This window comes from Acidobacteriota bacterium, from assembly GCA_016713675.1.
GTDB lineage: Bacteria > Acidobacteriota > Blastocatellia > Pyrinomonadales > Pyrinomonadaceae > OLB17.
Genome location: JADJOS010000001.1, coordinates 2,538,049 through 2,552,561 on the forward strand (window position 1 = coordinate 2,538,049; position 14,513 = coordinate 2,552,561).

Sequence of the window (14,513 nt, forward strand, 5' to 3'; positions counted from 1 at the left end):
CGTGTTAAGTCAAGTAGTAGAGTTAATTGAAAACAAGAGCAAGTTCGCGATAACCACGCACATCAAGCCGGACGGCGACGGCGTTGGTTCTTCGCTCGGGCTTTGCTGGCTGCTGCGTTCGCTCGGCAAAACTGCCGAAGTGATCGTGCACGGCGAAGTTCCGCCTGCCTACCGCAGCCTGCCCGGAGCCGACGAGATCCGCGATGTAAAACAGATCGACGGAACGTACGACGCTATTTTCGTGATCGAATGTAGCGATATTCAGCGTCCCGGCATAGCTGGCCTCGAAGCCGAATTTACCGTAAACATCGACCACCACGCCACAAGCGAACATTTCGGGACGATCAACTGGATCGATTCGACCGCGTCAGCTGTCGGCGAAATGATCTACAATCTCTGCAAAGCCATCGGCGGCCGCATTACCAAGGAGATCGCCGAATGTGTCTATATGGCTCTGGTCACCGACACCGGCTCGTTCCATTTTCCAAACACATCTGACCGCACACTCAAGGTCGCTTCTGAGCTGATCAAAGCCGGAGCAAGGCCCGCGACCATCGGCGAGGCCGTCTATAACAACTATCCTTGGTCACGCATCGAGCTAATGCGGCGAGTACTCGAAACGGTAAAACGCGATGAATCCGGCCGCATCGCGATGCTCCGCCAAACCATTGAAATGAAAGAGGTTTCCGGTGCGATCGACGGGGATAACAACGGCTTCGTCAACATCCCGCTCGCTGCTAAAGACGTTCAGGCAGCGGTCTATATGCGTGAGGTCGGCGACGAAAAATATCGTGTGAGCCTGCGTTCAAAAGGTGATATCAATGTCGCCAAGGTCGCCGAAGCTTTTGGCGGCGGCGGCCACAAGAACGCTGCAGGCCTGCGGATCGAGGGCAATTGGGACGAAGCCGAAGCCAAGATCGTGAATGCTTTGCATTACGTCATCGATACATCGCAAAACGGTTCTAACGGCAACGGGTACAAATAGTTAGAGGAAAATTATTGATATTCAGGGCAGTAGAAGCCGTCGCATTTGCCGACCAACACTTCTACTGCCATAATTTTGCAAATGCCCGAAAAAAGATACAAATGGCGGCGTGACGATTACCGCGAGAACACCAAAGGCCTGCTGATGCTCAATACGGGCGACGGCAAGGGAAAAACGACCGCCGCTATCGGCGTGCTCGTGCGTGCCGCGGGTCGCGGAATGCATTGCTGCATGATCCAGTTCATGAAGTCCAGGACCGACCGCTACGGCGAACACGAATCGTTCGAAAAGCTCGGCATAGAGGTCCACACAATGGGCGACGGCTTCACGTGGGACACCAACGACAAATCGCAGGACATCAAAACAAGCGAGGAAACATGGGCACTCTGCGTCGATAAGATGCGAAACGGCGACTACGACGTACTGGTTTTCGACGAACTGCTTTACGTTCTCAGCTACGGCTTTCTCGACATCGATGCTGTTATCAAAGAGATCCGCGAAATACGTGCAAAACAGCCGCACTTGCACTTGATATTGACCGGCAGAAACGTAGATAATGCCCTCGAAAAAGTGATAGCCGAGGCCGATCTCGTCACCGAAATGAAAGAGATCAAACACCCTTTCCACGCAGGAATATTTGCACAGCAGGGAATTGAGTTTTAAAAGTTCAGAGTGCAGCCTTTAGGCTGTATCTTTGCAGCCAGAAACAAGCTAAAGCTTGCACTCTAACCGATGAAGACACCCGTCGAAAAACGAAAACCATCCGGCATCGTCGATTACGTGGCACTTGCGCTCACGACGTGGGGCGTGGGCTATTTGCCGTTGATGCCGGGAACGTTTGGTTCGATGGTTGGCGTCGCGATCTATTTTGGCGTTGTCTGGTTCGATGTGCTTGCGGGCTTTCGATTCTTTACTGCGGGATTCACCGCAGAGCAGGTGAGCGCCCTTGTCTGGGCGTCGAACTCGATCATGCTGGTGATCCTCGTCATCGTCGGCATTTGGGCCTCGGGCAGGACGATCCCGATATTCGGCAACTCCGATCCGAGCGAGGCGGTCGTTGATGAAGTGATGGGTGTACTCGTCACGCTGCTTTTCATACCGCAAGGAGCCGGTTGGATCTATGTTCTCGCGGGTTTCGGCCTATTTCGATTGTTCGACATTTGGAAGCCGTATCCGATCGATAGTTTACAAGACCTGCCCGGCGGGGTCGGAGTTTGTGCCGATGATCTGGTCGCCGGCGTTTATGCCGGAATGTGTCTGTCCATCGCGTATGCGATCACAATATTGGTATGATCTACCACGTTCTCCCCGGCGACGCGGTCGCTGAGGAATTCAAAAAAACTAAGATACGTGGCGAGGTGATCGTCTGCCGCGAATGCCTCGCGGTTGGCGATGTCGATGCCGACATATTGCCTGATTTTTGGGAACAGCGCGCAAGATTTATATTGTCAGAATACGGCGAAGACGAGATCGTCTATCACGAAACGGTCGCTGACGAACTCGCAGTTCTCCTCGATCTCGACTCCGATGATGAAGTCAATCTCTGGTTCGAATACGAACTATTCTGCTCGGTGAATCTGTGGTTTTGCCTGTGGCTTCTGAGCGAAACGGGAGCGGCCGTCTTTCGTGTCGAACCTGTCGTGCTGAAACCGGAAGACCGCTGGGACGGATTTGGCAATCTCGGGTCGGTCGATCTGCAAAAGTGCTACGGCCGGCGTGTCAGGTTCACTCCGAAAGAGATCCAACTCGGTGCTGATCTGTGGAACGCGTTTAGAAAGAACGACCATGAAAGGCTGATCGAGCTTTCAAAGGCCGAACAAGGCCGTTTTCCATACCTTGCCGAGGTCTGTGACGCCGCTATCGAACGCGTCACACGTCCGGCTGAGATCGTCGCTGAGATCCAATTCGAAGGCAAGACCGAATTCGAGGAGATCTTCGCCGAATTCAAACGCCGTGCCGGCGTCTACGGTTACGGCGACCTACAGGTTCAGCGAATAATCGACGGATCGTCCTAGCCAAATACCAAACAACTACATTTTTTCAAAACCCTCTTCTGACCGCTCCGGTTTTTGGGGAACGACGATCTCCGAGTCGCCCTGAAATATCCAGCCGCGTCGCCAGAAATAGAACAGCAGGCCGACGGTGATAAGGGCCATAGCACCGAGCGTCAGGAAATAACCGCGGTCAGACTTTCGCTCGGGCATATTCTCAAAATTCATGCCGTAGATACCGGCGATCAAGCTGAGAGGCAGGATTATCGCTGAAAGCACGGCAAGCGTTTTCATCACGTCGTTAGTGCGGTTGCCGATAACTGCGAAATGGATGTCGAACAGTCCGGCGACGAGGTCGCGATAGCCTTCGGAAAGGTCCGAGATCCGCAGCAGATGGTCGTGAACATCGCGAAAGAATGGCAGTATGTCGGAGGGTATCTGCGGAAATTCGCCGTGTGACATACGATAGAGCACCTCGAGCTGGCGCGAAGATATTCTTTTCAAACGCGCAACGCTGCGGCGAACATCCATCACGTCGCCGAGGACCGCATTGCCGTTGCGGCCCATGTCAAATACACGATCCTCGAGTGCATTTATCTCTTCGTCAAATTCATCGACGATCGGCATATAAAGATCGACGAGTTCGTCCAAAATATGATGCAGCAGGTACGCCGCCCCGCGTTTGCAGTGAAACGGCGAGCTCCGAAGATGTTGTTTCACCAGCTTGATGCTGCGGAAACGCAGGATGTGAAATGTGACGACAAAGTTCGAGCCTAGATAACCGTCGAGCTCTTTGGTCGCAAAATTGGACGGGTTCGTCTCCTCGGGCTTGATGCCGTGGACAATAAAGTAGAGATATTTCTCGTACGCCTCGACCTTAGGCTGGTTTCGCGTCTCGATGCAGTCCTCCACCGTCAGGTGATGAAACTTAAAGACGTTGAGCATCACGTCTTTTGCTTCTTCAAGCTGCTCCACTGTTTCGCCCTGCAGGTCGACCCAAACGACGTTCGTTTGGTCGGCCAACAATTCCGGCAGGTCTTCTCGCGTAAAGCCCTCTTCGACCTGCTCAGCGTCCTTTCTATATACGAAGATCTCCATGTCGAATATATTAACCGCACCGACCAGTTTGCAGAAATCCAACGCGGCTAATACGGCTCTCCCGTGCCGAGGTCATACCTCTCATTTTTTTAGATCTCGTGCCTGCGGGCACTTTTGCTCTTGCCCGATAGCATTGACCAGATCCGGATAATCGTTTAATCTGACTGCATTCTCCAATTACAGTCCGCTGTTCAGGCTCCTTGTTAGAAGGAATGCTGATAGAGATCGCTGATTTATTACGCTTACCTATCGAAACATTATGTTTCACGTGCGATCGTCAAAAGCGGTCAATAGGGCATCAGCGTCGCCAGTGTGACCGTTAAGATCCGTTTATCAAATGGTTCTGTTTTTTTAAGGTTCAGGGGCCAAAAAAGAGGTAATAAGAAAATGAGATCTGTCGTGCGAGTCCCTTTGTCGATATTGAAAGAAAACGATTCATCCCGCAAAACAAACATTAATTGCCGTAGAATTGGGTTGAAGATCGCTCAGTTTTCGGCGGTGCTGATCTGCGGGTTCGCATTTTCTCAGTCAGCAAATGCCCAGGAGTTCGAAGACTGCCGGCCGGGCTTTGAGCCGGCTGCGGGCAATGTTTGCAAGCAAAAATGTCCGCCGGGCTTCACCCGAAATGATGATTTTACGTGTAAAAAACCCCCGTCTTACAGTGTTCAAAGCTTTAATAAGGTATACGGCCATGACGGGAATAATTATAAGAATATGACCGCGCTCGAGAATTGTGAAAGCCGGAGCGCAGAAGAACAGATCTATGGATACGACAACCAGGGACCGAAACAAAGGTGCTATATGTCCGGCGATTTTGCCCTCCCAAGATGCGTACCTGGTTACCACTCGATTAGCGTTGGGGTTTGCTCCCGCAACTGTCCGCCGGGATTCCAGGATGTTGGAGAAGGCTGTCTCGACAACCAACGATACGGGCGAACCCCGAAAGCCGCTCCCGAACCACCGGCTCCCGATCTTACCGGCTGGACGGTGTGTGCCTCGGAAGGAGGCAGATGCCAATTTGAAGGTACTGCCGAAGTGCGATACGGAGTCGGGAACAAATGGAACATTCAGACAGTCACTAACGGCGTCGATTGCAACAACACCGTTTTCGGCGACCCCGCCTCCGGCCTTGCCAAACAGTGCCTGCTGTCACCCAATATAACGCCAAACGCGCCGCCGGATGTTAATACCCGCGACGCCAACGGGAACAACGACCTGCATCTCGCGGTGGGGCGAAATGACATTCCGGCGATCAACGATCTTCTCAATCGAGGGATCGACGTCAACGCACTAAATAGTGCCAACGAGACGCCGGTAACGCTCGCGGTCGAGTTTGATAACACACCTGCATTACTGGCAATGCTTGCGAAGGGCGGCGACATGAATGCAGCACTTCACCGAATTGCCTCTCGGAATAGAGAAGGAATGTTGAGGGCCGTTGCAGGAAATTTCCCGATCCGAATGACCAACGAGATGTTTGATCTGGCGATATCTTCTGGGGCCATCGGGGTCGCGTTGATGTCTTTGAAATATGGCGTTGATCCAAATCGTGCAATGGGCCACGGGATCTATTCCAGAAATATGCAGATGATCGATGCGGCTCTTGCTGCCGGTGCCAATCCCGATACGGCACTTATTTTTGCTATCGAGAATCGAATGCCGGATCTGATTTCGAGATCACTTGTCCAATACAAGGCAACTCCGCAAGTGGCCATGGATCTGGCGATCCCTATTAACGATGCTCAGACATTGGCCCTCGCTCTCGACCGCGGGGCGAACCCGACCATCGGGCTGCCCGTGGCGGTCAAAGCTAGCAACGCCGCAATGGTCGAAAATTTACTGGCCAGAGGCGCGGATGCAAATTCGGGTCTGATGCCTGCCGTTGAGAGCGGCAACGATCAGATCATTGACATGTTGCTCGCCCGAGGTGCAAACCCCAACCCTGCGATGTGGTTCGCTGTCGAGCGGCAAAAGATCTCGCTCGTAAGGCGTCTGCTGGCTGCCAAGGCCATTCCCACGGACCAATTGATCTTAGGACTTGCGGGTAGAATCGGTAACATGGAGGTCATAAATGTGCTTATCGAGGCCGGCGGGTACCCCACCTCGATAATTGGTGGAGCCATCGAGGAGCGTAACTATGATCTCACCAAATACCTTTTGGATAAGGGTGCGGACGCTAAGTTCGGTGAGTTCATTGAAACGGCCGTTTTAGTTGGCGACGTTCGAATAGTGAACCTGTTACTCGAAAGAGGGGCCGATCCGACAAAGGGAATGTTGGTAGCCGTTCAGAGTGGTAGGGAGCAGATCCTGCAGCTTTTGGTAGATAATAAGGCCGACGTTTCTTCCCCGGTACTTATTACACTTGCCGCTAAGAAAGGTAATCTCGGGATCGTGTCGATGCTTCTAAAAGCCGGCGCAGATCCAGAGAACGGAATGAGTGCAGCCGTGTTTGGTGGGTTTGCAGATATTCTCGAAATGTTGATCGAGAAAGGGGCCGATGCTAAGAAGCCGGAGTACATTCTCCATGCGGTTAAAATGGGTAATAGACCTCTTGCGAGCCAGTTGTTTTTGCACGGAGCCCCCAAAAAGGTCATTGACGAAACCGGTCAACCATTGATCATCATTGCGGCGCTCCGTTGGGACACACTTCTGGTTCAACTCCTTCTCAAAAACGGAGTGGATCCGAACGCCAAGAACCGTGCGGGAGACACGGCACTTCACATCGTCGCAAACGACGAGGCGAGCAAGGGTTATCCGAAATTCGAGAAAATGAAAAACGCGCGCTTGCCAATGGTGCAGGCCCTTGTCGATGGAGGTGCCGACGTTAACGCGACTAACGCAAAAGGCGAAACAGTCCGAAAATCGCTCGGCGGCGGCGACGGCGATGTCAAAAAGATCCTCGATGCCGCGGGTGCCGTCAATAAGATCGGGACAAATTAACGCCAAACAAAGTCGAAGCCGAACGCCGCATCTTCTTTCTATTCAGGGAACAAGGCAGAAAAGCGGCCGGAAATGCGGGCGTTAACTCTTGGCCGTTGTCTGCGGCTCGCATTCGGCGATCTGTGTTTTGCGGGATCTCACGCCCGCCGCACCGGTTCCGCAGTTCTCAGATCGAGCAGCAAGACGCCGAGTTCGGTTTGAATATCGGAAAATTTCAGGGTTTGAGTGAGTTTCAAGTGGTGGTCCTTCATCAGTTTGTACCCGCGAAGGAGATAGCCGCCTCGTGATCCGCGTTTTCGCAGCGGGAACGCATGCTGCTCCCCGTTGCGGGCGGGTTTCAGGCCGATCGTTTCTGTTTCGGCCTCGTACATCAGGACCACGGATTTTGGATTTCCCATTGATTCGATCGTGACGCGGCTGAGTTGTATCTCGCCGTTTGGATTGATCGACGCATATTTGACCGCCCAACGGCTCGCCGCGCTGTGTTCGACAATTTTCCAGTTTCTGGGCATAAATTAACCTCCGGCCACTAGTGTACCACATACAAGTGGATGTTGCATAGATAAGATATCAAAATTTCTTTGCAGGATATGATCGTTGATCTTTCGTTGCCACTATAGGCCGACCGAATTTGTATTCATGCCGTGTATGATCGATAGCCGGATCGTCGTCTTTAACAGTTTATGGGCGCTTGTTAGGGCAGGAGCATCAGTAAGGATCATTCGACCGCTTATCGTTTCTGATATTTTTGCTGCCTGACTCAGGACAACCCCGATCCCTCGACAAATTCCGCGATCCGCAGCACTCATCTTGGTGGTGTTGGCAGGCCGGTTGCGTGCTGTTCGAATATCATTCCGTAGTGTCGAAGCGTCGTTTCGATCTCTCCGCAGCCGGCCGATCGATCTGATCGTTTTCGGCACCGCTTACAACCCCTAAAGGAACCCCTTTAAGCCCGTTTTCGATCCCTTTTCGACTCCCGTCTGATTGTCCGGCCTCCATCTGCTTTTTGAGAACGCGCCGCACCGCTAGCTAAACCTGGCTGCAGCCGATAAAATCTGAATCAAATATGAGTGAGCAAGATGTGACATTGCGGGTTGAGAATGTGACCAAACGCTTCGGCGAATTTACGGCGGTCGAAGGGCTGAGCTTTGACGTGCGTGCCGGGCGTGTTTTCGGCTTTCTCGGGCCAAATGGTGCCGGCAAGACGACCACTATCCGCATGATCGTGGGCATAACGGCCCCGGACGAAGGCAAGATCGAGCTGTTCGGCCAAAAAATGGGCCCGTCTTTGCAGGATAAGATCGGCTATCTGCCCGAGGAACGCGGTCTGTACAAGAAGATGAAGATCGTCGATCAGCTCCGCTATTTCGCGGCATTGAAAGACGTCTCAGGTGCCGAGGCCGACAAACGGATCGATTTTTGGCTCGAACGGATGAACCTTTCGGAGTGGAAATCCAAGAAGACCACCGACCTTTCCAAGGGAATGCAGCAGAAGATACAGTTCATCTCGACCGTCCTGCACGACCCCGATCTGCTTATCCTCGACGAGCCGTTTTCGGGCCTTGATCCTGTAAATGTTGAGTTTATGATCGATGTTCTCGCGGAATTCAAGAAGAAAGACAAGACCGTCATCTTCTCGACGCACCTCATGGAAACCGCCGAACGCCTCTGCAACGACATCATCCTGATAAACAGATCGAAAAAGGTCATCGGCGGCAGTCTGCGTGAGATAAAGGAAAGCTACGGCCACAACCGCATCGCCTTGCGTGCAACGGGCGGCGATACGGTGCTGAACGACAAGACCTTGGTCGCAAAGGTGATCGAGCATGCAGATGAAAAGGATATAGAACTCACGGACGGGGCCGACCCGCAAAAGCTGCTCGCGAATCTGATCGCAGCGGGAGCCGTCATCTCCAAATTCGAGCAGGTCGAGCCGAGCTTGAATGACATCTTTATTGAACAGGTCGGTGGGATCGAATAATGAGAAAATTCCTCGCAGTTGTAAAACACGAATACAAAAAGATCGTCTACAAATGGACGTTTCTGCTTGGCACACTGTTGTTTCCGTTGATCGGGATCGGGTTTGCGGTAGTGCCGGCGATCATTTTTTCGATCAAGGGCGAGGCGACGCGGATCGTGGTCATTGACCAGTCGAATAAGATCGCTCCGCGGCTGAAAGAGAATCTATCGGCCGAGAGCATCCAGGCAAAGGCTCGTCAGGCAGCGAAAGATCAGATGGGCGACCTCAACCCCACGCAAGAGGAAAAGATGAAACGCGGGGCCGATCAGCTCGCATCCGCATTTGTCTTCATCGATTACGACAGCACCGGCAGATCGGTGGACCAAATGCGTCAGGAATTGAACAAAAAGGCCGCAGCCGACGAGATCGACGCCTATTTGATCATACCTGCCAATATTGACGAAAAGCAGGCGGCGTTTGAGTTTCGTTCGCGCAAGGCGGGCGATTTTGTTGCAAACGAAACGCTTAAGGATGCTCTCAACCAGGCCGTTAGGTCGCAGCGGTTGGCAGATGCCAGTATCAACGAAGCATTGCTGAAAGGCCTAAGTCAGAATGTCGCGTTCGAGGCCAAAGCGATCAGCGAAAAGGGCGAAGAGAAAGACAGCGATATGCTCTTCATCGCGTCCCTGGTGATCGGAATGATGATCTACATCGCCCTCACGATCTACGGCCAGGTCATAATGGGAGCGGTCATCGAGGAAAAGGAAACTCGTATTGCCGAGATCCTGTTCTCGTCCGCGAGGCCGTTCGAACTGATGCTCGGCAAACTTGTCGGGGTTGGTTTGGCGGGATTGACGCAGATCAGTATATGGGTCTTTTCACTCGCGGCGATGTTAGGATTTCTGATCGCTCAGGGCGGAGCCAGCGAAGTTTTGGGTTCGCTGCCGAATATTTCGCCGCTGATGATCCTGCTCTTTTTGCTGTATTTTATCGTCGGATACTTCATTTACGCGTCGATCTTTGCTCTGATCGGTTCGATGGTCACGACCGCACAAGAAGGCAGCCAATTTGCATTTCCACCGATCATGATAATGCTTATCGGCTTTTATTTTTGCTTTGCCGTGATCCGCGATCCCAATTCGGACCTCTCGTTTTGGGTCTCGATCGCACCGCTATTTGCTCCGCTGACGATGCCCGTGCGGATCTTGGCCGAGATGCCGCCGTTCTGGCAGATCGCTCTCTCGATCGGGCTCAATGTGCTGACCATCGCTTTCCTCGTCTGGTTGGCGTCGCGTGTTTACCGCATCGGAATGCTAATGTACGGCAAACGTGCGACGATACCTGAAGTTTGGAAGTGGATACGGCAGGCTTAGTCGGTTGTCAGCAGTCAGTGGTCGGAAGGTCCATTATGAACAGGCTTTTGTTTGTTTTTGTCGCTCTGTCTTTTGTGTTCGGCTGCCGTTGGTTCTCGGGTCCGGCGAAAAACGTTGAGGAGGCGAACAACGCCAACGTTCCCGCCGTCACGCCTGAGCCGATGCCGGCTGCGGCGACGCCCGTTCCTACTGCGACACCTTCTGAAGGTATGCCGAAAGGCGTGGTTGTCGACAAGGTGATGCCGGTGAAATTCGAGGGCGGCAAGTTCGCGGCCGGCTGGCGTTGGATCGACCCGGACGGCGAGTTTAGCCCGACGAAGTACGAATTCAAAGACAACCGCCTGACGATGACGATCCCGACGACCAAAGACCTCTACGGCGGCAACCGCACTGCCCCGCGTTTGGTAAAGGCCGTGACCGGCGATTTTCAGGTCGAGGTCCGCGTCAATTTTGTGCCGACCCGCGACTATCAGGGTGCGGGGCTGCTGATCTATCTCGACGGTGATAACTATATTCGGCTCGAACGAGCCTTCGGCGGGATCGGCGGCGGAGGCAGCGGCATCCGCCTCGACGCCCGCCGCAAGGACAAGTACGAACCGCTCACGACACCGATCGAGATACCTACGATCACGACCAACGTCAACCTAAAGATCACACGCCGCCTCAACATGTTCTCCGCCTTCTGGCGCGAAGACGAAAGCTCCGAATGGCGGCTGATCGAAGACATCGAAACCGAATTCGGCGACACCGTTCTCGCGGGAATAGTCGCATGTAACACCTCCGAAGAGACTGAGGCAGAGTTCCAGCAGATCAAGCTGTCGCCCCAACCGCTCCAAAAGCCATATTGAACAGCATCACAAGCCCGTAGGAACAGTACGTATCAAGCGGCTGTTTTGCTTCGATTTCGAGATGGTGTTTTTCTGTTTACCGCACGCGCACTTTTGATTTATAGATAGTAGGTGTATTAATTAGGTATTCGGGCCGTCCGGCTAATTTCGGTGAAGGAGAAATAATATGTTTGATATCATTGGACAGCTTATCGGTGGATTGATTGTGGGTATTATTGGCAGGCTTGTCGTGCCCGGAAAGGAAGCTCTGCCCGACGGGGCTCTTGGTTGGCTTTTGACCGCGGTTCTCGGTATAGCAGGTGCGTTTGTAGGCGGATTTATCGCCAGGTCGCTGTGGGCGGGCGAAAGTTATGCTGCCGGTTGGATCATGTCGATCCTTGGGGCGGTCTTGCTCTTGCTGCTTGTTAGGATGTTGTTCGGTAAGAAAGATTAAGTAAGCCAAGTAGTCAGCGGTTCGGATAGTTATTCCGAACCGCTGAATTTCGATCTAGCCGCAGCCTTCGTGACCGCAATCGCAGCTGATCTCGTCCAGATCCATTTCAGCAGCGTCCGTGCAGTGGTCACTGCAATATGTCGAATCTTCGCCGACGGGGCAGCCGCATGCGTTGTGGCCGCATGTCTTTTTGTTATCCATAAGAACCCCCTTTTGCCTATTCAGCAAACATAGATTCACAGATATTCGGCACTAAGACCGTGTGCCATGATACATAGCGGAGATTTGGTGTCTCGCGGCTTATTGCGGAAGTTCCATCTTTACCAGCCCGTCGAACGCTACGTGGTACGCGACGCCTTTGACGGGAATGGTCATTTCTTCCTCGGTCTTGCCTTCGGAATTGGCGATGCCGACGCTGGCGAAATAACACGATGCGCCGTGGTTATTGGCGTGATTGACGAGATGTTCGAAGGTTTCCTGGCCTTCGATTCGGCCGCGGCCCGGGTACATGGCAGTGCGGACCACGAAAAAACCGATCTCACCGTCCTTGTGGGCAACGATCTGCGGTTCCTGCATTCGGTCGGCATAGACGTCGGCGGAGTCGATCTCCCAACCGGCTTCGAGCAGTTGCTTATATACGATCTCGACGCCGAAAGCATGCACGTCGGATTCTTTCATCAATTCGGGTTCTGACATTCTATATATATTACTTCGTCCGGGTCAGTTGCCCAAGCGTTCGATATGTGTCCGTAGCCCGCACGTGAGTAAGGGCTCAAGTGACGGGTTATTCGACTCGACGGACACCTCGCTTGGTCCGGTATAACCTGTATTCATGACCGCGTTGAGCCCTTACTTACGTGCGGGCTACTGACACCGGCGTGATATATTACCAAAATGGACATCAGCGACATCAGATCGGCAGCGGAGCGGATAAAGCCTTACGTCCGGCGGACACACCTCGAATACAGCAACAGTATAAGTCGGCGGCTCGGGGTGCATACTTCGGTAAAATTCGAGCTCTTCCAGAAGACAGGTGCATTCAAGGCTCGCGGGGCGTTTAATAAAATTCTGACCATGTCGGACGAGGAGCGTGCCAAGGGCGTGGTCGCGGTGAGCGGGGGCAATCATGCGCAGGCCGTTGCGTATTCGTCGAACGTCCTGGGCGTTGACGCGGTGATCCTGATGCCTGCAAATACGCCGCAGGTCTATGTAGATGCGACGCGGGGATATGGTGCGACGGTCGAACTTCAGCCCAACATCGCGGCCGCGTTCGACAGAATAAAGGACTACGAGGCCGAAGGCCGTGTCTTTGTGCATCCGTTTGACGACGAAGTGATCATCGCGGGGCAGGGAACGGTGGGTCTGGAGATCCTTGAGGACGCACCGGAGACCACGGACATCATTCTGAGCATCGGCGGAGGTGGTTTGGCGGGCGGAGTTGCTGTGGCGGCAAAGTCGCTCAACCCTGATATCCGTATGTGGGCAGTGGAGACGGAAGGTGCTGATGCGATGTCGCGAGCCGTTGCGGCCGGTAAAGTAGTCGAGATGGATGCGATCACGTCCATTGCAAAGACGCTGGGAGCCCCTTATGTATCAGATCTGACGCTGTCGATGGTGCAGAAATACTACGAATCGGTCACGGTCGTCACTGACGCCGAAGCGGTCGAGGCCATGGTCTTCATCGCGGAGCGGCTCAAGGTAATTACCGAACCCGCGGCGGCCGTAACGCTCGTCGCGGCAGAGAAACTGCGTGACAACTTCAACGCCGACAGCCGCGTCGTCCTCATCCTCTGCGGCGGCAATACGGGCGTGAGCGACCTTTGCGGGTTTTTGCAGTTGCTCTAAGTCAGAACCACCTGCGTGAGCGGGTGGCGTGAACGTGCTTGCCGATCGAGAGCCAACTTCGTTGCCGAACGAACGGTTGTTTGCTCGTTGCATAAAGTTATTTCGTCGTAGCAGAAGGTTATTCTGTCGAAGCAGGAGGTTATTTCGCCGTAGCAGAAGGTTATTTGGTCGTTGCAGAAGGTTATCTGCCCACCGTAGAAGTCTATTTGCTTGCTGCAAGGCGTTCTAAGGAATCGTAACGCGGCTTTCAGTTGAGCGAGATCCGTTGTACTATATCCCGAATTCGGTTACGGGGAGAAAGTTATGGCAACAAATTCGGACTTTGACTGGAGACGTTCGGACAGGCGCGTTTATGGGGCCGTCGCGGTAGTGTTTGTGCTGGTGGTATTGCTTGGCTTTGGCAGGACCTACTATTTTCGGTATGTCGTTGACGGTCCGGCGGTGCCGTCGATCCTCGTTCATATTCATGGGCTGGTGATGACGCTGTGGGTAGCGTTCTTTGTTTCGCAGGTCTGGCTGATCCGCACAAAGCGGGCGAAGGTTCATATGAATATGGGCATGCTTGGCATCGCCCTGGCAATTGTGGTCATTGTTGTTGGCTTCTTTACTGGCGCGGCTGCCGCTAAGAATGGTTCGGCCGCTTCGCCTCCGGATATTCCGCCTCTAGCGTTTTTTATCGTCCCGTTCGTTGACATAGTGTTGTTCACCGTTTTTTTTGGCGCCGCGATCTACTTTCGCAAACAGCTCGCCGATCACAAAAGGCTGATGCTGCTGACAGTGATTAACTTTCTGCCGCCCGCGGTAGCCCGGATCCCAATTCCGACACTTCAGGCTTTCGGCCCGTTATTCTTCTTTGGTATCCCAACACTTCTGGCGCTTGGATTTCTTATCTACGACACTGTTAAGAACGGGAAGCTCAACAAGCCGTTCATGATCGGTGCTGCAATTCTGATCGCGTCATATCCGCTGCGATTGATGGTTTCGGAGACAAACGCATGGTTGACCTTTGCCGCGTGGATAACCAGCTGGGCGGCCTAACG

Annotated in this window: 15 protein-coding genes; 11 read left to right on the plus strand and 4 right to left on the minus strand. The window is 53.3% G+C overall.

All coding sequences use genetic code 11. The features are described 5' to 3' along the window. The first annotated feature begins 1 nt into the window (after position 1). From IPK01_11600 to IPK01_11615, 4 genes are all read left to right on the plus strand, one after another. Positions 2–985, plus strand: a complete 984-nt coding sequence (locus IPK01_11600; protein MBK7934119.1) for a bifunctional oligoribonuclease/PAP phosphatase NrnA — start codon at positions 2–4, stop codon at positions 983–985. Positions 986–1,066: 81 nt separating this feature from the next. After that, positions 1,067–1,648 (plus strand): cob(I)yrinic acid a,c-diamide adenosyltransferase, encoded by a 582-nt coding sequence (cobO, locus tag IPK01_11605; protein ID MBK7934120.1) that lies wholly within the window; start codon positions 1,067–1,069, stop codon positions 1,646–1,648. Positions 1,649–1,717: 69 nt separating this feature from the next. After that, positions 1,718–2,278, plus strand: a complete 561-nt coding sequence (locus IPK01_11610; GenBank protein MBK7934121.1) for a phosphatidylglycerophosphatase A — start codon at positions 1,718–1,720, stop codon at positions 2,276–2,278. Further along, a complete protein-coding gene (locus tag IPK01_11615; GenBank protein MBK7934122.1) occupies positions 2,275–3,000 on the plus strand; it encodes a DUF1835 domain-containing protein in 726 nt (241 codons plus the stop codon). Before IPK01_11610 ends, IPK01_11615 begins: the two co-directional genes overlap by 4 nt. 15 nt (positions 3,001–3,015) lie before the next feature. Here IPK01_11615 and corA read toward each other — a convergent pair whose 3' ends face one another. Beyond that, positions 3,016–4,116 (minus strand): magnesium/cobalt transporter CorA, encoded by a 1,101-nt coding sequence (gene corA, locus IPK01_11620; protein ID MBK7934123.1) that lies wholly within the window; start codon positions 4,114–4,116, stop codon positions 3,016–3,018. Positions 4,117–4,788: 672 nt separating this feature from the next. Here corA and IPK01_11625 point away from each other — a divergent pair. Next, entirely contained in the window at positions 4,789–7,014 is a 2,226-nt protein-coding gene (locus IPK01_11625; GenBank protein ID MBK7934124.1) for an ankyrin repeat domain-containing protein, read from the plus strand. 137 nt (positions 7,015–7,151) lie between these two features. Here the strand turns inward: IPK01_11625 and IPK01_11630 are convergent, their stop codons facing one another. Next, entirely contained in the window at positions 7,152–7,526 is a 375-nt protein-coding gene (locus IPK01_11630) for a hypothetical protein (protein ID MBK7934125.1), read from the minus strand. Positions 7,527–8,080: 554 nt separating this feature from the next. On the opposite strand from IPK01_11630, the gene IPK01_11635 reads away from it, so the two are divergent. The 4 genes from IPK01_11635 to IPK01_11650 all read left to right on the plus strand — a co-directional run bounded on the left by IPK01_11635 (position 8,081) and on the right by IPK01_11650 (position 11,628). Beyond that, positions 8,081–8,995 (plus strand): ATP-binding cassette domain-containing protein, encoded by a 915-nt coding sequence (locus IPK01_11635; GenBank protein ID MBK7934126.1) that lies wholly within the window; start codon positions 8,081–8,083, stop codon positions 8,993–8,995. Then, positions 8,995–10,347: an ABC transporter permease gene (locus IPK01_11640; GenBank protein MBK7934127.1), complete on the plus strand. Its 1,353-nt coding sequence runs from the start codon at positions 8,995–8,997 to the stop codon at positions 10,345–10,347. Before IPK01_11635 ends, IPK01_11640 begins: the two co-directional genes overlap by 1 nt. Positions 10,348–10,382: 35 nt before the next feature. Then, complete coding sequence (locus tag IPK01_11645; GenBank protein MBK7934128.1) at positions 10,383–11,195, plus strand: DUF1349 domain-containing protein; 813 nt, start codon at positions 10,383–10,385, stop codon at positions 11,193–11,195. Between the two features lie 166 nt (positions 11,196–11,361). After that, positions 11,362–11,628, plus strand: a complete 267-nt coding sequence (locus IPK01_11650; protein MBK7934129.1) for a GlsB/YeaQ/YmgE family stress response membrane protein — start codon at positions 11,362–11,364, stop codon at positions 11,626–11,628. A gap of 54 nt (positions 11,629–11,682) precedes the next feature. On the opposite strand, the gene IPK01_11655 is transcribed toward IPK01_11650, so the two are convergent. Further along, positions 11,683–11,829 carry a hypothetical protein gene (locus IPK01_11655; protein MBK7934130.1) on the minus strand — a complete coding sequence of 49 codons (147 nt, stop codon included), beginning with the start codon at positions 11,827–11,829 and terminating at the stop codon, positions 11,683–11,685. A gap of 99 nt (positions 11,830–11,928) precedes the next feature. Further along, on the minus strand, positions 11,929–12,324 hold the full coding sequence (locus IPK01_11660; GenBank protein ID MBK7934131.1) for a hypothetical protein: 396 nt from the start codon (positions 12,322–12,324) through the stop codon (positions 11,929–11,931). Positions 12,325–12,522: 198 nt separating this feature from the next. On the opposite strand from IPK01_11660, the gene IPK01_11665 reads away from it, so the two are divergent. Then, positions 12,523–13,473 (plus strand): threonine/serine dehydratase, encoded by a 951-nt coding sequence (locus tag IPK01_11665; GenBank protein ID MBK7934132.1) that lies wholly within the window; start codon positions 12,523–12,525, stop codon positions 13,471–13,473. Positions 13,474–13,776: 303 nt separating this feature from the next. Then, on the plus strand, positions 13,777–14,511 hold the full coding sequence (locus IPK01_11670; protein ID MBK7934133.1) for a hypothetical protein: 735 nt from the start codon (positions 13,777–13,779) through the stop codon (positions 14,509–14,511). The last annotated feature ends 2 nt before the right edge of the window (positions 14,512–14,513 follow it).